Annotated in this window: 17 protein-coding genes; 5 read left to right on the top strand and 12 right to left on the bottom strand. The window is 45.3% G+C overall.

The window, feature by feature from the left end:
* Nucleotides 1-28: 28 nt before the first annotated feature.
* Entirely contained in the window at nt 29-1,303 is a 1,275-nt protein-coding gene (locus XZ46_RS24900; protein ID WP_006623033.1) for an HhoA/HhoB/HtrA family serine endopeptidase, read from the bottom strand.
* A 152-nt stretch (nt 1,304-1,455) separates the two neighbouring features.
* On the opposite strand from XZ46_RS24900, the gene dnaA reads away from it, so the two are divergent.
* Nucleotides 1,456-2,817, top strand: coding sequence for a chromosomal replication initiator protein DnaA (dnaA, locus tag XZ46_RS24895; RefSeq protein WP_006668320.1), 1,362 nt, complete (start codon nt 1,456-1,458; stop codon nt 2,815-2,817).
* Between the two features lie 12 nt (nt 2,818-2,829).
* Here the strand turns inward: dnaA and XZ46_RS24890 are convergent, their stop codons facing one another.
* The 9 genes from XZ46_RS24890 to XZ46_RS24855 form a co-directional block, all read right to left on the bottom strand.
* Nucleotides 2,830-3,405 carry a type I restriction-modification enzyme R subunit C-terminal domain-containing protein gene (locus XZ46_RS24890; RefSeq protein WP_008055802.1) on the bottom strand — a complete coding sequence of 192 codons (576 nt, stop codon included), beginning with the start codon at nt 3,403-3,405 and terminating at the stop codon, nt 2,830-2,832.
* A 121-nt stretch (nt 3,406-3,526) separates the two neighbouring features.
* Nucleotides 3,527-4,384, bottom strand: a complete 858-nt coding sequence (locus XZ46_RS34820; protein WP_008055803.1) for a restriction endonuclease subunit S — start codon at nt 4,382-4,384, stop codon at nt 3,527-3,529.
* A gap of 79 nt (nt 4,385-4,463) precedes the next feature.
* Entirely contained in the window at nt 4,464-4,703 is a 240-nt protein-coding gene (locus XZ46_RS24880; protein ID WP_008055804.1) for a type II toxin-antitoxin system HicA family toxin, read from the bottom strand.
* Entirely contained in the window at nt 4,703-4,921 is a 219-nt protein-coding gene (locus tag XZ46_RS24875) for a type II toxin-antitoxin system HicB family antitoxin (protein ID WP_006668324.1), read from the bottom strand. The genes XZ46_RS24880 and XZ46_RS24875 overlap by 1 nt, the downstream gene beginning before the upstream one ends.
* Nucleotides 4,922-4,949: 28 nt before the next feature.
* A complete protein-coding gene (locus XZ46_RS34815; protein ID WP_146743441.1) occupies nt 4,950-5,156 on the bottom strand; it encodes a hypothetical protein in 207 nt (68 codons plus the stop codon).
* A gap of 119 nt (nt 5,157-5,275) precedes the next feature.
* Nucleotides 5,276-5,479 (bottom strand): hypothetical protein, encoded by a 204-nt coding sequence (locus tag XZ46_RS24870; RefSeq protein WP_008055805.1) that lies wholly within the window; start codon nt 5,477-5,479, stop codon nt 5,276-5,278.
* 2 nt (nt 5,480-5,481) lie between these two features.
* Nucleotides 5,482-6,885 (bottom strand): AAA family ATPase, encoded by a 1,404-nt coding sequence (locus tag XZ46_RS24865; RefSeq protein ID WP_008055806.1) that lies wholly within the window; start codon nt 6,883-6,885, stop codon nt 5,482-5,484.
* Nucleotides 6,886-6,989: 104 nt separating this feature from the next.
* A complete protein-coding gene (locus XZ46_RS24860) occupies nt 6,990-10,277 on the bottom strand; it encodes an SNF2-related protein (protein ID WP_048895477.1) in 3,288 nt (1,095 codons plus the stop codon).
* A 226-nt stretch (nt 10,278-10,503) separates the two neighbouring features.
* Complete coding sequence (locus XZ46_RS24855) at nt 10,504-13,797, bottom strand: Eco57I restriction-modification methylase domain-containing protein (RefSeq protein WP_048895476.1); 3,294 nt, start codon at nt 13,795-13,797, stop codon at nt 10,504-10,506.
* A gap of 1,369 nt (nt 13,798-15,166) precedes the next feature.
* Between XZ46_RS24855 and XZ46_RS24850 the strand changes: the two genes are divergently transcribed.
* Entirely contained in the window at nt 15,167-15,391 is a 225-nt protein-coding gene (locus XZ46_RS24850) for a DUF433 domain-containing protein (protein WP_006668326.1), read from the top strand.
* 54 nt (nt 15,392-15,445) lie between these two features.
* Nucleotides 15,446-15,721: a DUF5615 family PIN-like protein gene (locus tag XZ46_RS31070; RefSeq protein ID WP_006623045.1), complete on the top strand. Its 276-nt coding sequence runs from the start codon at nt 15,446-15,448 to the stop codon at nt 15,719-15,721.
* A 13-nt stretch (nt 15,722-15,734) separates the two neighbouring features.
* Here XZ46_RS31070 and XZ46_RS35630 read toward each other — a convergent pair whose 3' ends face one another.
* Complete coding sequence (locus XZ46_RS35630) at nt 15,735-15,911, bottom strand: hypothetical protein (RefSeq protein WP_006623046.1); 177 nt, start codon at nt 15,909-15,911, stop codon at nt 15,735-15,737.
* Nucleotides 15,901-16,146 carry a type II toxin-antitoxin system RelN family antitoxin gene (locus XZ46_RS24845; protein WP_006623047.1) on the bottom strand — a complete coding sequence of 82 codons (246 nt, stop codon included), beginning with the start codon at nt 16,144-16,146 and terminating at the stop codon, nt 15,901-15,903. The genes XZ46_RS35630 and XZ46_RS24845 overlap by 11 nt, the downstream gene beginning before the upstream one ends.
* 338 nt (nt 16,147-16,484) lie before the next feature.
* On the opposite strand from XZ46_RS24845, the gene XZ46_RS24835 reads away from it, so the two are divergent.
* Entirely contained in the window at nt 16,485-17,204 is a 720-nt protein-coding gene (locus tag XZ46_RS24835) for a Uma2 family endonuclease (protein ID WP_006623049.1), read from the top strand.
* 317 nt (nt 17,205-17,521) lie between these two features.
* Nucleotides 17,522-18,304: a Uma2 family endonuclease gene (locus XZ46_RS24830; RefSeq protein WP_008054156.1), complete on the top strand. Its 783-nt coding sequence runs from the start codon at nt 17,522-17,524 to the stop codon at nt 18,302-18,304.
* The last annotated feature ends 547 nt before the right edge of the window (nt 18,305-18,851 follow it).

Genomic DNA, 18,851 nt, shown 5'->3' with positions numbered 1-18,851 from the left:
CAAAATTCACAAACCGAGGTAGAACCGTTTAGCCAGTTGTTTGAGATGGCAAATTCCCAGTTTTCACTTGCAATATCTGTGAACTTCCGTTGCGATTCACCTCAATTTCTAGTATACTACCGACCGCCTTACTTTGTACAATCTGCTGGACTCTTTCAGAGGTTGTAATAGTTTGTTGGTCAAGATTCAGAATCACATCTCCCGGTTGCAGTCCGGCTATGTCAGCGGGGGAACCAGATACGACATTCACAATTAATACCCCATCAGTGTCAGGAATAGCAAATGGCAAATCTTGACTATTTTGGAGTTCTTGGCGGAATCTTTTGGTCAGCGTCATCATTTCAATTCCCAAATAGGCGTGTTCAGCGCGACCGGAAGCGATTAGCTGTTGAGCAATTTGTTGAGCATGATTAATGGGGATCGCAAATCCCAAGCCCTGAGCGCCGCTGATGATGGCTGTATTCATCCCAATGACCTCTCCCTTAGCATTCAGCAGGGGACCGCCAGAATTACCAGGGTTAATAGCAGCATCAGTTTGGATGAATCCTATACGCTTATCAGGAACACCGACATCACTGCTAGAACGTCCTGTAGCGCTAATAATTCCGACGGTTACGGAGTTATCAAGTCCGAGGGGGTTTCCAATGGCGATCGCCCATTCTCCGGGGGAGAGTTGTTCAGAATTTCCGATAGTGACAGTGGGTAAATTGGTCGCGTCAATTTTAATCACGGCTACATCTGTGACCGAATCAGTACCCAACACCTGACCATCATAGCGGCGACCATCTTTTAATATAACCTGGACGGTATCGGTACCTTCGACGACATGGCTATTGGTGAGAATGTGACCATCAGGAGATAAAATAAAGCCGGAGCCAGTCCCTTCCTCAAAGCGATCGCCAGGGGGACGCATACCCCTAGGAGGATTAAAGAAGTCCCTAGGGAGAGAATTCTCGAAACGATCGCGACTGACCCGCCGAGAAGCATTAATTCTCACCACCGCCGGACCGACCTTATCGACTGCTTCTACAATAAAGTTAGAGGATCGGTCTGAGGAGGGATTAAAGGGGTGATTAAACCAATTAGGGGCGTTCAGTCTAGGTTGGGGTCTAGTTTCTGTGTTACCGAGAGCGGTGCTATCTGGGGAACTGACCTGAGAGGCTGTCTCGTTAGGATTACCAGCGTCGCCTAATTTGTTCTGTAGCCAGCGATCGCCTATTAATGCTCCGGTTCCGCCAATCAGCAAAAACAGAAAATAGATAACAGGGTGTTTCCAAAAGCCTTTTCCAGTGGTATCAGTCATAATGACTCAAATATAATTTAGTAGGGGGCTGTCCGGGGGGGTTAGCATCTGATACCAACTTCCCGTCATGATCAGGCACTTTGTCCCAATTTAACATGATTCTTGCCGGCTCTGGCAGAATCGCGGGAGCAAATCTTTAATTTTGGTAAGCCGTGGATATTTCTCTTGAACAGTTATGGAATCGAGTCTTGGAACGTCTCCAGCTACAGCTTGGGGAACCGACATATAATACCTGGATTAAGACAGCGATCGCCACTAGCCTAGAAAACGATTGTCTAGTAATTCGCACCGCTAACCCCTTCGCCTGTAATTGGTTACAAAAACACTACCGGGAAATCATCGCCGATGTCGTCCAGGATATTATGGGCGATCGCCTAGAAATTTGTATCACCACCGGAACCGGAGAATTAATGACAACCAATGATCACAGTCCTAGGGTGTCATCGAGCGGGTTAGATACCCCAGGGGAAGTAGTCTCTAGCGTGCATAAACCGCCTAACCTTAATTCTAAATATATGTTTTCCCAGTTTGTGGTGGGGTCGGGGAGTCGCTTGGCTCATGCTGCATCTCTGGCTGTAGCTGAGTCTCCGGGACGTGAATTTAACCCGCTGTTTCTCTGTGGTGGGGTAGGTTTGGGAAAAACTCATTTAATGCAGGCGATCGGTCATTACCGCTTAGAAATTAATCCTTATGCTCGTGTTTTTTATGTATCTACAGAAAAGTTTACCAATGATTTAATTGCCGCGATCCGTCGCGACAGTATGCAGAGTTTCCGGGACCATTACCGAGCGGCTGATGTGTTATTAGTTGATGATATCCAGTTTATTGAGGGGAAGGAGTACACCCAGGAAGAGTTTTTTCATACTTTTAACACTCTCCATGAGGCGGGGAAACAAATTGTCTTAGCCTCGGATCGCCCCCCGTCGAAAATTTCGGGATTGCAAGATCGCCTATGTTCTCGGTTTTCCATGGGGTTAGTAGCGGATATTCAACCTCCTGATTTAGAAACGCGGATGGCTATTCTTCAGAAAAAGGCTGAATATGAAAATATGCGACTCCCCCCAGCGGTGATTGAGTATATTGCGACTAACTACACCTCGAATATTCGGGAGTTGGAAGGAGCCTTAATTCGCGCGGTGGCTTATATTTCTATTTCCAGTCTTCCCATGAATGTGGAGAATATTGCGGCGGTTTTAACCCCGACAGAACCCAAGTCGGAGTCATCCCCAGAAATAGTCATCCAAGCCGTCGCGGACAAGTTTAAGGTATCGGTAGAGGATTTAAAAGGCAATTCTCGCCGTCGCGAAATTAGTTTAGCACGTCAGGTGGGGATGTATTTGATGCGACAGCATACGGATCTGAGTTTACCTAAGATTGGGGAAGTGTTTGGAGGGAAAGATCATACAACGGTTATGTATGGCTGCGAAAAGATTGCCAAACGTCGCGATCGCGATCCGGAACTCCATCAGATTCTACAACAGTTAAGCGATCGTATTAATTTAAACAGTCATTAAGTCCGGTAGGAGTCAACTAGCTTTATAGAGATATTGCTGGAAGCTGATAAAAACTTGCCGGATATCGCCAACCTTCCCCAATTGAGCCACAGCATCCCGGAGTCCGTGATATTTCAGTTCCAGCAGTGACCCTAGCTTATCTTCCCTCAATTCCTGCACCCCCTCTTTCATGTACTGCTCAAGGACAAACTCTAAAAACTCCTGTTGTTTGTCGTCATAGTGCGAAAAAATCAGGCGTTTTTGGGCGAGAACCCTCTGGCTGCGAGTTATCGGAGGCGTAGCATAGGCGATATAAGCCAGCACGTCATAAATATCGCTTTTTTCCGCGTCGATAATGCGGCTAATTTTCAGCAAGTCCTCGCCACTGTAGCCTCTCTCCGTCAGGCTGTCTAACAGGTTCTGGCGGGTATCAGGGCTGCTCCACAGTTCCCGCAGTTGGTTTTCATCTTGGAACAGTTCCGGGAGAGTGCCAAACAGACCCTTGATAAACTCAGCCGCTGATAACGGTTTCCCGTCGGGACTCCAGAAACTCGTCGCTAAGGTGTGCTGGATCTCGCGTTCTTTGCCGTCTGCCAGTTGGATTTTCACTTTCTGGGGTTGTCTCTTCTCTTCCGTTTCTCCCGGTTCTAGGGGGTCTTGAATCGAGGGCTTTTTGATTCCGGGCGTGATGGGGGTGGGGGTTTCCGGTTCGCCGTCCCATGCTGGGTCGTTAAAATGTTGGTACGCGCCAACAAAGATTATGTAAAATATTAGGCTGTTCTATAAATGCTGGTTTACCCAAAATCTTCATTTTTGAAGAAAGGTCAGTCATCACTATTGTTAAATCACCTACATTGAAAAGATACCCATTTGGTGAATTAGTACCAGTTAACCGTTTAGTATTTTTTGAATTAAAATATAAACGGCCATTTTCCGAATAATTTCCTGGTGTTAAGACAATTTGTTTTTCTAAGTCATTACTTGTATTAAAATCACCTCCTTTAAAAGCATAGCCGTGGGAAATGTCAATTAAGCTAGATAACTTCTTCTCAACCAAGCCCTCACCCTTCTGGCTAAAGACGCCATTGAGATAACTTTCAAACAGTTCACGGGCATTGGCGAGGTTCTTCTCTGTGTTGGCGATCGCTCTATCAATCCCCTCAAACGCCTCATCCAAAATCGCCACAATCCGCTTCTGTTCTATGATATTAGTAGGAACGTAAACAGTCTCGCTATGGACAGTGTTGCGATTGAGCGTTGGGACACCAGCACCACTTGAAAAAGAACTTAAATCGAATTTATTTAACAGATAGAAAATGAACCTGGGGTCATTGCCATGAAAATTTTTTACATAAAGAGTAGTGTTTAAAGGCCAGAAATCTTTTTCAATGAAAAAAACTGAGCCAATACTGCCGCTTCGTCCAGTAACAACTCCAGGCCCAGAAACCTTTGCTTCAACATGGATATCTATACAGCCACTTGAACTTATCAGAGGATATTCACCCTTCTTGCGTAGTCTTTTCGGAAGGTCAAATCCTCTTTGAAGTGTACAAACGTCTTCTAACTTCTTAATTACCCAACTTCTCATTCCAACATCCCCCCAATTCCTGCTAAAATAAACTCTGCAAATCTAGCCCATCAATCCATAAATAAAACCAGGTAGATTTCTAGGTTTGGTCATATGCAGCCAGAAAATCATCCCGTGAAATACCAGATTGAGTACAGATACTTCTCAGCGTAGAACCTTTAATTAGTTTATGATTCGGCAAAGTTAATGGAGTCCTTGTACCATCAATATTTTGACGAATCATAGAAATATGTTCTTTCTCCCTCACTATTGAAAATCCCAGCATCTCTAGTGCTTTAATAACTTTTGTTTTGGGGGCATTTACCGGAAATTTACTCATTATAAGCTAGTCTCAGCTACAAAAGCCTCTAATATAAAATCCTCCGATTCTAGTACCGATTTCCCAAAGGTTTCCACATGAAATAAAATCGCAGAACGGACATCATTTAAAGCCTCTTCATAACTATCTCCCTCACCCACAATCACCCCCTGTATTCCTAAAGGATAAGCCACATAACCATCAGCGTGTTTTTCTACAATAATTTTGATATTTTTCATAACCTACCTCAGTTCAATTATCTTAAATTCAGTAGCCATAAACCCGGTTTCTGGATTTTAGGGGATGTTGAAGTGCCGGTAGAGATGGAACTCGGGTAATTATAGGAGCTACTACGATATCCACGCCTAAGAATATTTGGGCGATCGCCTGAGAGTGCTGGCTGATTTCAGGCGACACGGAAGCCGATAAATACTCGCTGAATATTAGCAATATTGCCCAATTCTTTGACCGCATCCCGATCCGGAACTCCATCAGATTCTACAACAGTTAAGCGATCGTATTAATTTAAACAGTCATTAACAGTGGCGGCATTTCTGGACATCTAGGGGAGTGCGATCGCTCTCAAGTCTGACCTATAACAGGCTGTGGGGGTCATCCGATAAACCCTTCTGTTCAGCAAATCGTTGAACGTTGACTCGAATGAAGGAAGGATCGTCGCGTCCCTCCAGAAAAATGGCGATCGCCTTTCCCTGGGGTTGAAAACTTAGGAGAAATGTATTTAATTTAGCTTGGGATGATTTCGGTGCAGCCTTCAAAGCATCCAAAAAAGATGACATTTTTAAATCTCCTCGATAAACTCACTGATAGAATGTGCATATTCCGCTAGTGAATTTTCAAACACAAAAGGAGAATGAGTTACGGCAATTAAACCCGCACATTTTTGGGTATCTTTCAAGTCTTGCAGAAAACGGCGTTGCCAAGGTACAGATATAGATAATTCCGGCTCATCAATTACCAGGAAATACTTATCATAGTCACTTAAAAAGATATGAGTAAATAAGGAGATAATTTGCTTTTCCCCAGAAGATAAACCCGCAATCGGAACTTCTGTCATGTCTTTATTTTTTCGCTTAAAAACTAACTTAAATTCACTGGAGTTAAATTCTAAGGTTTTGTTGCTGAGATACTGATTGACCAAATCAACGAGGTTTCTAATTGGCTGTTCTTTTTCCTGTTGACTTTTATGAATTTCGACCAAACGAGTCAAAAAATAAGCAGTCACCCGTTGTTCTTCTAATAAAACCTGGTTAGTTTTTACATCTTTAAGTAACTGTCCCAGTTTTTGGCGATCGCCTTCTGAAAGAATATCCCCAATCCGAGGAAGCATCACCTTAATTGTTTCCCTAAATTTATCCGTAGACAGTTGAGATGGCTCAACATTTTTATAGTTATTACGAATAATGTCCCCTAAGTAACTTCCAGTCAGCCGATTAAGTGCAGTGCGGAAATTTTGATCCAAGTCTGATAAAGTCGAGTCAAATGCTTGCATTACATCTTCCATACCAAATTCAACAAGTTCAACATATCCAGACTGTAGCTTTTTCCGATAACTCTTAGTTTTAGAAAAAGGCAACACATCATCCAAGTCTATATCAGGAAAAACATCGCTTAGTTCTTTTTCAATTCGGCGATAAGTTGGCAAAAACAAGACTTGTTCTCTCTCGTTAGACTGTACAGCTTTAGCTAGTATATCTATAACCTGGTCTACTTCATTTTCATCTAAAGATGCCAATCTTGGACTAACTCTAGCTAACTCTCGCAATGCCATCAGGGAAATTCCAGGGAATTTATGCCTTAATTCTAGGAATCTGTTTTTTGACAACCAGTATTCTGAGTCATGGTCGGCTAATTCATTGATAAGACTGTCAAATTCTTGGGAAGATAGCCTTTGGTGAAAGTACCTCATCAACGACGACAATCTTTTTGGATTTTGAGTAGTGGGTAAATCCTCTCTTTTGATGGTATAATCTTGATTGCCAATTGTGACAATACAGGAATGAAAGGGAAGCTGGCTTAGGCGATCCCACTGAGTCGTTAATGTGTAGTATAATAAATTAATTAGTGTACTTTTCCCAGAGCCGTTTTCACCAACTAGGATTAAAGTATTGTCTTGAATGGGTACATCTAAATTATAAGCGTCAAAGAGACGCTCTATCCGAATTCGCTGGAGGTCAATAGACATTTTGATAAAATCACTTGGGTAATTATTTGTACAGTCGTCCCCTATTATAAGCCGATCGCCTTCCAGTGAACAATTTTAGCTGACCCGGTTTGGGGAAACAGAGTTTAAGTCGGGTAAAACCACTCGTAGCAAATCAGTTGTAAATCCTTCGCTGTAATTTCGCGAATTGGGGATAGTAAACTCTTATGGTCGCCGTTGAGACCTTCATAAAGTTGGTTTTCGCAGAACAGTTGATCTAGTTCTTCCAACATTTGGGAAACGTTGTTGCTGTGCTTGTATCGATTCCAGATCGAGTCGATATCCTTTTTATAGGTACGTTGTAGCTCCTGCTGAGTTCCGATGACTTTCAGAACCCGATTTTTGATGTCCAGTTCTTGAGGTTCCCAGTCTTCCCACAGTTGGGGTTGACTGAGAACTTCTTTCATTTTACAGAGATTGCCCGAGAGTCGGGGTTTAAATTTATTCCCCACCCGATCGCGCTTTAGAGATTCTAGCAGATTTTTCGTCGCCCTTTCCAGGACGTAAAATATAGCATTGTCAAAGGGGGCTGGCGGCAGCAGTTTCGGGTCAGACCATCCGCATTTAATCCAGTCGAAAATTTTGCGTTTGTCCGCCACCAGGTGGCTGATATCAGTGACGATCGCCTCACCTTGGCGGGGGTAACAATGCCAAAAATAGCGATCGCCTGCTTTGAAGGCTAGGAAAATGCCCCCTTGGGAAAACTCCGGGTGAGGGATATTAAAGTAGCGGGTGCTGTGAATCCCCATCGGTATATCTTCGATTTTCCCCAAGTCCTGCTCTTGGATAAATTTTAGCAGTGGTAGACGCATCTCGTCCAGGGATACCAAATCTGATGTCCGTTCCAATTCCGCCAGAATTTCCGCCTTTTCCTCCTCGCTATCAGCATCTTTCAACCGTCGCAATTCCTCCAGGGATTTATTCGAGATTTCTTCCCCCAGCACACTCGCATCTAACCCCACCGAGTTGTCGATTTCAGCGATACGCTTTTGTAGGCGTTCCACCAACCCCAGCAGCCTTTCTAACCCTTCTTCTGGGAAACAGTTGTAGATGTAGAGCGTCTCGTAGTCGGTCCCTAATCGGTCAATTCGCCCCGCTCGTTGAATCATCCTCACGGGGTTCCAGTGTAGGTCATAGTTAACCAAAATCCCCGCATCTTGCAGGTTTTGACCTTCCGAAAGTACATCAGTGCTGATTAGGATATCGATGGGGTCCTTAGCGATCGCTTTTTGTTCTTCCTCCGATTCGCAGTTGGCTTTGGGGGCGAAATGCTTGACGATAGATTCCCGCCGCTGTGGGGATATTGACCCGGTAATGATTCCCAGGTGGGGATTACCCATAGCTTCCAGCCATTTGGTGTCCTGTTTCAGTGCTTCGTAGATGTATTGGGCGGTATCCTTAAAGTAGCTAAACACCAGTATTTTTTGACGTGGGAGGGTGAGTAGCAAATTTTGGAACGCCATTAACTTGCGATCGCCCTTCTGCTGGTCTTCTGGAAACTGCCGGATCTGTTTGAGGGTGTTCAAGATATTCTGGAGCGTGTCGATGTCCGTTTCGATCTGTTGTGTCAGTTGGGGGATGTCGTAGTCCCCGGAGTCGATATCTTCCAGTCGTCCCAGCATTTCCACCAGTGGCTTTTCCCCGTCCTCTTCCACTTGTGCCGAAAGGATATATTTGCGGAAGTTTTTGCTATCGAGTAGCTTCCCTTGGTGGGCGAGAATGTGGAGAAACTCTCGTTGGAAGCTGGCTTGATTTTCGATAGACTCCTTGAAGGCGACCAGGGAACTTTCAAACCGCTTCAAGTACAAGGCTTTTTGCAGCATCACCAGTGCCTGATTGCATTTTACCTGCTGGTGGTCTTTCCTGTTGGCGGTGCGTTTAAACTCTTTGATGTTGTAGGGTGCTAAATTCAGGTCATCGATGCGATCGGCAAGATTAGCGTATAGACCCTGGAAACTCGCCTCGAAATTGTAGGTAAATTTCTCCAATTGTCGTTGGGGGAAGTGGATCTGTTTTCCCGCGATGAATATCTGCTCCCCAGCATCCTGTCGTTTTTTCACGTCCTGGCGGCTGCGTCGGACCATGGTTTGCATCAGCAATTCCGTGATTTCAACTTCCCCCTTCACCAACTTGCTAAAGTGCTTTTGCAGGTTTTTGATATCCCAGTCCTGGTAGTAATTGTCATTTCCACGGGCGATGAGTAGAAGCTGGTGGTACAGGTCGAACATGGTATTATTGATTGGGGTTGCCGTCAACAACAGAACCCGCTTTTCTCGATTCCCACTACCCAGTAGTTTTCTCAGGGTTTCGTAGCGTTGGGTGGCACTGTTGCGGAAGCGGTGGGACTCATCCACCACTACCAGGTCGTGACGGTTGTATTTAGCATAATCAAACCCCTGTCGTCCCATTTCTTCGTGGGAGATGACATCGGCTTTTAACCCGTATTCGTCCAGCTTCTTCTTCCACACCAAATCTCGCAATTGTGCGGGACACAGCACCAGCGATCGCGGAACGTAGCCAGGTCGTCGCAGTTTGGTTAGGTAGTAGTCGATCACCCGCAAGCTGATGTAGGTTTTACCCAAGCCTACAGCATCGGCGACCATACAGCCATTGTGCCTTTCAATTAGGGCGATCGCCCGCTCGAAACCTTCGTGCTGAAAGCTGGCTAGATCTAGGCTGGTGCGATCGCTTTCCGCCACCAGGGAATCGTTTTTAAACAGTTCCCAAAGGGCTTTTAAAAATACCTGGTAGGGGGTGTAAGGTTTGCTACCAAATTTGGAAGCGTTGAGGGCTTCTATTAGCTTCTGTTTGTAGTCCCGGTCAACGCTGGGGTCTTTCCAAAACTTATCAAACCACTTTTCTCGCAGGTCGCGGGCGATCACGGTGTTTTTATTGATGACATTAAGTTCCGTGTTTTTTGTCAATCCCGCCGGGGTGAAGTTACTGGAACCCACGATGCTATAATTATCGAAGATGTAGGCTTTGGCGTGCAGAAATTGAGATTTTTCCCCCTCGGCTCCGAATAGTCGCACGTGGATATGGTCTTGCTGAAAAAAAGCGATCGCCCGGTCTATTTTCTGCTTGTATTCCAGGTTATATTCCCGCTGTTCCAGTTGTCGTCGGGTTTCTTCTTGGAAATATTTAACCAGGTCAATGCGATCGCTCTCCGCTGGTCGGATAGCCGGGTCGCGACCAATCAGCAACCGCAGCGATTCCAGATGGTTCATTGCTTCTTCCAAATGCACCCACGCCTCAATCTGGAAAAATCCCGTGGCGATATCCAAAACCCGTTGTTCTTCGTCTTCAATCACTTGTTTAAGGATGGTTTTCAGGGTTTTAGTCGAGTTATCGATATAGTCGTCGGTAATTAGCATGACCCCATTAATTAGATTTGATGATTGACCTGATTTTGGGCTGTTGGCTATCCTCTCAACCCGGAACTTCCCCAACCCACCTTGCATCAAAACTCCCCCCCCAAAGCAACTTTATCCTGAATCTATATAGCCTTCAATCTCCAGGTTTCCGGGTGTCAAACCCTTGGGTGATTCTTCCAACCGCAAAACAATTTCCCTGATGATAACCATGTCTATTTTCACGAGTTTAATCTCCTCTAATAATCCTCATTTCCTCAGCCGTCAACCCATATAAATGAGCTACCCGGTCATCAATCTCGGCTTCCCACTCCCCTACACCGACACCTTTTGCATCCAGACATTTTTGGACTAATTTTTCTATGGCTTCTTTATCGGCTTCGGAAGCCGTAGGGATTGGGATTTGTGAAACATACATTGGTTTATATTCTAAGAAACTCCCTCCTCTAACTGCTGCTATTTGAGCAATAAAATAATTGGTTAATTGTGAATTTAAAACCCCCAATAAAAATGGTCTATCAGAAACTATTAAATTTGCAGGCGCACTTAAATGAAAACCTGGTTGTGCAAAACAAAAGTTAGGCTTAATTGATAAATTTCCCCAAACAATATGTGTCTTTTCAAACTCTCTCCAGTATGCAATATTATCTTGAATTTCAAACCATTTATAAGTACCATTTTTTCTGCCTCCTGGAATTCCAGGTGTTAATCTGGTCTTGTATTGCATCAAGTAATTTTTAATAGCCGGATATTGGTCTATATCAATGCCTCTACGGGTAAAAATTAAATACAAATCCTGATAATCAACACACCATCGTTTAACATCCCTTCCCCGCAAAAAAGGTTTTAATACCTCTTGAGAAGATGGATGTTCAGCAATCAATTTATCCCGTGTTTCTTGGTTGACCACAAACGCCTGATTATAGCCTGTTTTAATCCCGTAATAAAACCGCCCATTAACATACTCACCCAAAGGAGTACCCGCAACCCGCAGCTTATCCAATAACCGCAAGACAGCAGGAGATTCTAACCGCCAACCATCAGGGGTTAACTCCTTCTGAAGAAGCAGAAAACTCTGGTTTTTAAACACCGAAGGAAACGCCTCAATTGACTGTCCGATTTCCCAATTCAAGACACAGGCTTGATGGTGTTCTGGTTTCCCCTTGCTGACCAGGATAATACTAGGATAAGCGATCGCCTCAAACACAGAAGCATCTCCGAAGTCAATCAGCACATCAACCCTAGCCTTTTCCCCCAAGAATTGTCGGAGTTTTTCACCATACCCAGCACGGAAGTATTTATTAGACGAGATGTAAGTTAAATGACCTCCTGATTTCAGCAAATTAAAGCCTCGCTCATAGAAATAAACATAGAGGTCAGCCACACCAGTATAACACTGATATTCAGCTTTTAATGCTGGCTTTAACTCTTTAATGGCTTCTTGTCTGACATAAGGCGGATTACCGATGACCACATCAAAGCCACCTTTTTCCTCAAAAACATCTCGAAAGTGCAGGTGATACTGGAAGAAATTAAGAGAGACTTTCCCGGTGACCACCTTTTCATGAAAGTCAGTTATATCGGTGATTCTCTGGGTAAGATTCTCCCGTTGACTCAAGAGAGCTTTAGGAGGTTTTGGGAATGCTTTAATTTTGCGATCGCATTCTTTCAACTCACCTTGTAGACATTGAATCCGGTCTTGTACAGCGACCCGAAACACATTCATTTCAGCTTGCAAAATCTGCTCTCGGAGTTGGTAGCGTTCCTCCGTTTGAGCATCAAAGTATTGTTTTTGCAATGCCAGTAAAGGTTGGATAGCGGTTTGAATGGGAGTTATTGCCAACATTCCCTGTTGGTCTTTCGTGGGGTCTGGAATTAGTTGTTCACCATGAATCGTAGAAATTAAACTATTCCCACACATTAGTTTATAGTCAAGGTTAGGGAGAGGTTCCACATCTTCGATGCTGGGGATATCCACCACCAGAGATAACCACATTCGCAGCTTGGCGATTTCGATCGCTTCTGGTTTGATATCCACCCCATAGAGGTTGTTGGCGATAATCTCGCGTTTCCACTGGCTAATCGTGAGGCTACCACGCTTCACCGTCATTCCTTCCCGGCGTGCGATCGCCTGTTTCACCTTCAGGATAATTTGCAGCATCCCCAGGGGAAACGCACCGGAACCCACAGCCGGGTCAAGTACCTTAATATTATCCAGTGCTTTCTTGAGCGATCGCACCTGTTGGGAACTCATCAATTGATGCAAATCAGAGTCTGTCAAATTGGGGTCATAGTCGATGAGTTTTCGGACAGTTTCCAACTCCATCCCGGTTTCATCCGCCAGATAGCGACATAACACCTCCGAACACATGAACTGGACGATACCTCTAGGGGTGTAGAAGGTTCCCGACTTGCCGCGTTCTTCCACTTCTAACATATTCTCAAACACCTTCCCCAACATTTCCGGGTCAACCGCCACGTCCTCATCCCCCGCCACATTTTCCGCCACAGTGAAGTTGTAGCCATTAAAAAAACTGAGGATGCTGTCGGTATCTCCGGGGTCAAACAGCGAGTTAGGAAGTCTCACCGCCGACGGTGTTTCTCGTCCCGCCGCATCGCGTATACCCTCCCCGTAGTCGCGATCGAAAAGTCCGCCGTTGAGGTAAGGAATTTTCCCCCAGGTTGATTTACAGTTGAGGCGTTGGCGGTTCAGGGTGTCAAAAAACAGGGGTTCGAGGATATCCTGGTAGTAGTCGCAATCCTCCGACTGAAAACGCTTTCTCCGGTATTGGTGGCTCAAAAACTGGCGATCGCCTGCCAGAAACTCTTTTTTCTGGAGGAAATACAGAAACATCAGCCGCCCCAGGAGTCGCTGAGAGAACTGGTGCAGCCTGTCTGCGTCCTCAAAATAGGGGTGGGGGTTATATTCCATCACCACCGCTTTTAGTCGCTCGAAGAGGTCACGATAGCCCCTGTAGAAGCTCTTAGTGAGTTGTTCCACATCGAAGGCTTCGCAGTGAGCGTGGTACAATTGGGAGGGGGATTTACCGTTAACAGCCAGGGCTTCCAGGCGATCGCGATCGAACGCGGTGGGGTTAGTGCGATCGATGAGTAGTTTGCGAATGTGACGCTTGATGTTCTTGTTGTCATCGAAGGCTTTACGAGGGTTAACCAACATCAATTGGTTATAATCGGTGGTAGCCATCAACAGAAATTCCGTGCTTTGTTGTCCTAACTGGTTAGCGATCGCCTTCAGGCGGCTACTGGCGGTGCTATCTTCCTGCCATTCTTCCGGGCGTAGTTGAAAAAGCAGCACCTTCAAATCCGGGTCGCCGTTATCCTGTTGTGCGATTAAGTAAGCCTTTTCAACCGCCTCACCATGGCGATCGCTCAGACCCACATCTTCCGGGTCAAATTCCTCGCGGCAGGTATTGTAACCCAACCGCCTGAATAAATCAGCGATTTTCTCCGGTCCAGTGAGACCCCTAATATCCTCAATTCCGAGCAAACGTTGATTAGTCATCTTGGCTTCCTGATCATGCGATCGCCATTCCCCCATAGTACCAATAAGCGATCGTTATTCTGGTGCTGCCTTTCCGTCACCGGGCGAATCCATCCCACTCAAATAACTTCCAGTGTATCCCCCCACCGACCACAAAAACCCCAATTTTTTACAATTCTTATTAATGAGCCAATCCCCATCTAATTAATAGGGAGCAGCACCACAATCTTACCGACATTTCCGATATCACCCCCGGTCGAGAGTGTCTGCGAGTTATTGTTTTTGGTGGCGATCGGTTTCTCCTCGTGTGGAAAGTGTCTTAGGTGTTGTTATTGATTAATAGGCAGTGCGAGACGTTTAGGAGTGAAATAAGGCTGCAATGCCTGAAATAACCTCCTAGAGGGAAAATTAGACCTTCAACCAGTCTAACCCCTTAACTGTATATATGTCCCGACGTTTAGTGAGTTGTTGCACTAAGCAAGGCAAGGAACTCAAGGTCAATCCCATTTTAAGAAATCACAAAATACCGTCCAAGTATACTTAGGAGGAGTATTTCAACCCACTTGGGGTGATTATGGGAAAGAGTAAAGGCGATAGCCACCCCCAGTTTCAGAAATCACAAATCTGGGATTGAAGCGGGGAACGGAAGGCGTGAGGGAAAACCCATTCCCAAAATCCGACCACTGCCAACCATCCATGATTAGGGAAACCGAATGTCTGGCTTGAACCATCGTAATATCGAGGTAGCGAAATAGGTTGACACGCTGCGTTCAAAAGAACAAGGGGAAAAGAAGAGGACTTGACTAGCCATCTTCACAGACCTTTAAAAGTACCCCGGTGGATAGGACAAATCTAAAGATGGAATGCCCATATATACGGAACGTTGAAACCCCTGTTAGGCTCTCCATATAAGAAAGTGAGCAATATTACTCACTGGAGTAGTGAAAAGTGTAAGCGTATGCCCATAAGGGGAAAGGATGTGACTGAAAGCTAATGCCTAACTGTAATGGTTGGGATATGCCCACTAGTCACGGTGTGGATATAGAGACTGCGATGATGTAAGAGTGCTTACGACCGTGAGCGAGTTTAAAGACTACGTGGTGTATATAGCTCCTAAAGTTGAAGTCATAAAGCAGGGGGTAGTAACCCTGTTCCTACTGACAAAATAGGGTATCCACATCAGGAGCCGTGTGATGTGAAAGTATCAAGCACGGTTTTGAATGGGAGTTGGGAAAGGTGACTTTCCTTTCGACCCCTACCATTTCCGAGAGGGGGAGAGTTTGTCCGGTCAATGATTGTCGCCCTTCAAAATATAGCCAGTATAATCAAAATATGACTGAACGATGAATCAGAATTGAGCAAGCCCCAACTGAAAAAGGAGCAACAGCCAATGGACTACAGAGAACGAATCACCCTAGAACCGAGCCAACGCAGTGGCAAACCCTGCATTCGCGGTATGCGGATCACCGTTTATGATGTGCTGTCCTATTTAGCCTCTGGCATGACCTACCAAGAAATTTTAGACGACTTTCCCTACCTCACCCAAGAGGATATCTTGGCTTGCCTCAGCTACGCCGCCAATCGGGAACAACAAACCCTACTGGTGCAAGCATGAATCTGCTATTTGACCACAATCTTTCACCTCGGCTAATACAAAGACTTGCGCTACTTGTTTCCCGAATCAACCCACGTTTACCAAATCGGACTCGAGAAATCAGGCGATCGTGAGGTTTGGGATTATGCCAAGCACCATAAATTCATCATCGTCACCAAAGACAGCGACTACAACGAACTCCTCACATTAATGGGCTTTCCCCCAAAAATAATTTGGATTCGTCGAGGCAACTGCTCTACCACAGACATTGAAGCAATCCTGCGAACTCACGCAGCACATATTCAAACCTTAATCAGTGACTCTACCCTAGGCATCTTGACCCTCTACTAGCACCGGATTAGCGTTAAGGTAAGCTAAAATCGACAGCATTAGCTGTAAACTCAACAACAACTATGGCGACACAACTCCCCAGTCGCGATCGAACAGTCCGCCGTTGAGGCGATCGCCTCCCAGAAACTCCGAGGTCGCGTTTAAAGCGGGGAGTCAAGGCGATTTCAATGGGTAATGGTTCACTCGGCATCAATACCTTCCCACATTTCTGACAGGGGGAGGGTTTGTCCCGTGAAGGCTTCCTGTAGTCCTTGTTTAATGCCTTCTATGGCGATTTCGGTAGGTGTTTCGCCGGGGTCTTCTTCGTCTTCTTCCAGCATCAAGACGATGAGGCGGACTCGCTGAGGTTTGGTAATACCTAGGGAGCAATCAAGGGTTAGTTCTCCACTTTCGTTAATGGTCGCTGTGGTTTCAATAGCTTTCATGCTGTTTCGACTTTAGGGGTTTGTAGCTAATTTAGCGCATTTCCCCTTATCGAGTAGGTCGCCGGGGGTGGCGGCGGATTTGGCTGTCGGGTTCCCCAGCCTGTCGCTTTCCTCATGGTAGTGGGGTCGATTGGCGTTAAAGCACTTTTTTCCTGATTTGATAGGGGTTTGAGGATTCTAGGGCTGATTATCGGGATTTGCGTTAAAGCACTTTCAAGCCCAAAACCGAAGACGTTGATAGACTTCGGCATACCGCAGAACTCTATACTCTCCCCTGGCCTGATTAGCATTAAGGTAAGCTAAAATCGACAGCATTAGCTGTAAACTCAACAACAACTATGGTGACACAACTCCCCCTCCCAACCGATACCGAAATCATTTATCCCGAAAGTGATGGACAACCTATGGCCGATAATACCGTTCAATTTCGCTGGATTACTGTCATTTACGATAATCTAGCCTGGTTATTTGCCCAAGAGCCGAATGTGTTTATCGCCGGGGATTTATTGTGGTATCCAGTACAGGGAAATAATAAATTATGTCAAGCCCCAGATGTAATGGTGGCTTTTGGTGTTCCCAAAGGAGATAGAGGTTCTTATCAACAGTGGCAAGAGAATAATATTGCCCCGCAAGTCGTCTTTGAAATTCTTTCTCCGAACAACACTGAAAAGGAAATGAACCGCAAATTATTATTTTATGACCGCTACGGGGTGGAGGAATACTATCTCTATGACCCTCAAAAGAATAACCTAACGGGATGGTTACGTTCTGAGACTTGGTTAGATATCATTGAACCCATCAATGGTTGGGTTTCCCCTCGTTTGGGCATTCGCTTTGACCTGTCCTCGGATAATTTGGTGTTGTATCGTCCCGATGGTCAACCCTTTGCCGATTATCTGGAAGCCCAACAGCAGTTAACAACTATGACTGAACAATTGGAACAGGAGCGGCAAGCCAAACAAGCGGCTACTGAACAATTGGAACAGGAACGGCAACGTAACCAACGTTTAGAACAATTGCTGCGAGAAGCAGGACTGAATCCTGATGCCAATTTATAGGCGGTTTCGGTGGGTGTCGCCCCGGGGTCTTATTCAATGGCTTTTATGCTGTTTCTAGCCGCCAGGGGTGGTTCCCCAGTCTATGGCTTCCCTCATGTGGGGGGGTCGATTGGCGTTAAAGCACTTTTTTCCTGATTTGATAGGGGTTTGAGGATTCTAGGGCTGATTATCGGGATTTGCGTTAAAGCACTTTCAAGCCCAAAACCGAAGACGTTGATAGACTTTGGCATACCGCAGAACTCTATACTCTCCCCTGGCCCGATTAGCATTAAGGTAAGCTAAAATCGACAGCATTAGCTGTAAACTAAACAACAACTATGGCGACACAACTCCCCCTCCCAACCGATACCGAAATCATTTATCCCGAAAGTGATGGACAACCTATGGCCGATAATACCCTTCAATTTCGCTGGATTACTGTCATTTACCATAATCTAGCCTGGTTATTTGCCCAAGAGCCGAATGTGTTTATCGCCGGGGATTTATTGTGGTATCCAGTACAGGGAAATAATAAATTATGTCAAGCCCCAGATGTAATGGTGGCTTTTGGTGTTCCCAAAGGAGATAGAGGTTCTTATCAACAGTGGCAAGAGAATAATATTGCCCCGCAAGTCGTCTTTGAAATTCTTTCTCCGAACAACACTGAAAAGGAAATGAACCGCAAATTATTATTTTATGACCGCTACGGGGTGGAGGAATACTATATCTATGACCCTCAAAAGAATAACCTAACGGGATGGTTACGTTCTGAGACTTGGTTAGATATCATTGAACCCATCAATGGTTGGGTTTCCCCTCGTTTGGGCATTCGCTTTGACCTGTCCTCGGATAATTTGGTGTTGTATCGTCCCGATGGTCAACCCTTTGCCGATTATCTGGAAGTCCAACAGCAGTTAACAACTATGACTGAACAATTGGAAGATGTGACTGAACAATTGGAACAGGAACGGCAAGCCAAACAAGCGGCTACTGAACAATTGGAACAGGAACGGCAAGCCAAACAAGCGGCTACTGAACAATTGGAACAGGAACAGCAACGTAACCAACGTTTAGAACAATTGCTGCGAGAAGCAGGACTGAATCCTGATGCCAATTTATAGGCGGTTTCGGTGGGTGTCGCCCCGGGGTCTTATTCAATGGCTTTTATGCTGTTTCTAGCCGCCAGGGGTGGTTCCCCAGCCTGTCGCTTTCCTCATGTGGGGGGGTCGATTGGCGTTAAAGCACTTTTTTCTCGATTTACCTATCTTCAACCTGAACTCATACCCTGTGGAAAATGTTGTGGATAACTTGCCTATTATTCCCAAATACTAAGGTTGACAGGGGATTGAACCAGACCAAATCCCTATCGATTTGATGGATTTTCCACAGTTTTTCCACAGATGCTGACAGGATGGAACCCTTAACCAAAGTCAAATTTAAACACAATTTCCACAATTTCCACAGTGGCTCGCCACCCCCCTAAACAATTAGCCTCAAAACTTAGCCTCAAAACTTAGCCTCAAAACTTAGCCTCAAAACTTAGCCTCAAAACTTAGCCTCAAAACTTAGCCTCAAAACTTAGCCTCAAAACTTAGCCTCAAAACTTAGTTTCAGAACTTAGGCGATCGCCACGTCCCCATAGCGCGATATAATGTTAGCTTCAGTCCC

It is taken from the genome of Limnospira indica PCC 8005, assembly GCF_000973065.1.
In the GTDB taxonomy this organism is placed as follows: Bacteria; Cyanobacteriota; Cyanobacteriia; order Cyanobacteriales; family Microcoleaceae; genus Limnospira; species Limnospira fusiformis.
This window is presented reverse-complemented; position numbering and strand designations above follow the sequence as displayed.

Excerpts from the sequence above, each read along its gene's own strand:
- XZ46_RS24900 (WP_006623033.1), bottom strand. The coding sequence starts at position 1,303 with ATGACTGATACCACTGGAAAAGGCTTTTGGAAACACCCTGTTATCTAT.
- XZ46_RS34820 (WP_008055803.1), bottom strand. The coding sequence starts at position 4,384 with ATGAGAAGTTGGGTAATTAAGAAGTTAGAAGACGTTTGTACACTTCAA.
- XZ46_RS24880 (WP_008055804.1), bottom strand. The coding sequence starts at position 4,703 with ATGAGTAAATTTCCGGTAAATGCCCCCAAAACAAAAGTTATTAAAGCA.
- XZ46_RS24875 (WP_006668324.1), bottom strand. The coding sequence starts at position 4,921 with ATGAAAAATATCAAAATTATTGTAGAAAAACACGCTGATGGTTATGTG.
- XZ46_RS34815 (WP_146743441.1), bottom strand. The coding sequence starts at position 5,156 with ATGCGGTCAAAGAATTGGGCAATATTGCTAATATTCAGCGAGTATTTA.
- XZ46_RS24870 (WP_008055805.1), bottom strand. The coding sequence starts at position 5,479 with ATGTCATCTTTTTTGGATGCTTTGAAGGCTGCACCGAAATCATCCCAA.
- XZ46_RS24865 (WP_008055806.1), bottom strand. The coding sequence starts at position 6,885 with ATGTCTATTGACCTCCAGCGAATTCGGATAGAGCGTCTCTTTGACGCT.
- XZ46_RS24860 (WP_048895477.1), bottom strand. The coding sequence starts at position 10,277 with ATGCTAATTACCGACGACTATATCGATAACTCGACTAAAACCCTGAAA.
- XZ46_RS24855 (WP_048895476.1), bottom strand. The coding sequence starts at position 13,797 with ATGACTAATCAACGTTTGCTCGGAATTGAGGATATTAGGGGTCTCACT.
- XZ46_RS24850 (WP_006668326.1), top strand. The coding sequence starts at position 15,167 with ATGGACTACAGAGAACGAATCACCCTAGAACCGAGCCAACGCAGTGGC.
- XZ46_RS35630 (WP_006623046.1), bottom strand. The coding sequence starts at position 15,911 with ATGCCGAGTGAACCATTACCCATTGAAATCGCCTTGACTCCCCGCTTT.
- XZ46_RS24845 (WP_006623047.1), bottom strand. The coding sequence starts at position 16,146 with ATGAAAGCTATTGAAACCACAGCGACCATTAACGAAAGTGGAGAACTA.
- XZ46_RS24835 (WP_006623049.1), top strand. The coding sequence starts at position 16,485 with ATGGTGACACAACTCCCCCTCCCAACCGATACCGAAATCATTTATCCC.
- XZ46_RS24830 (WP_008054156.1), top strand. The coding sequence starts at position 17,522 with ATGGCGACACAACTCCCCCTCCCAACCGATACCGAAATCATTTATCCC.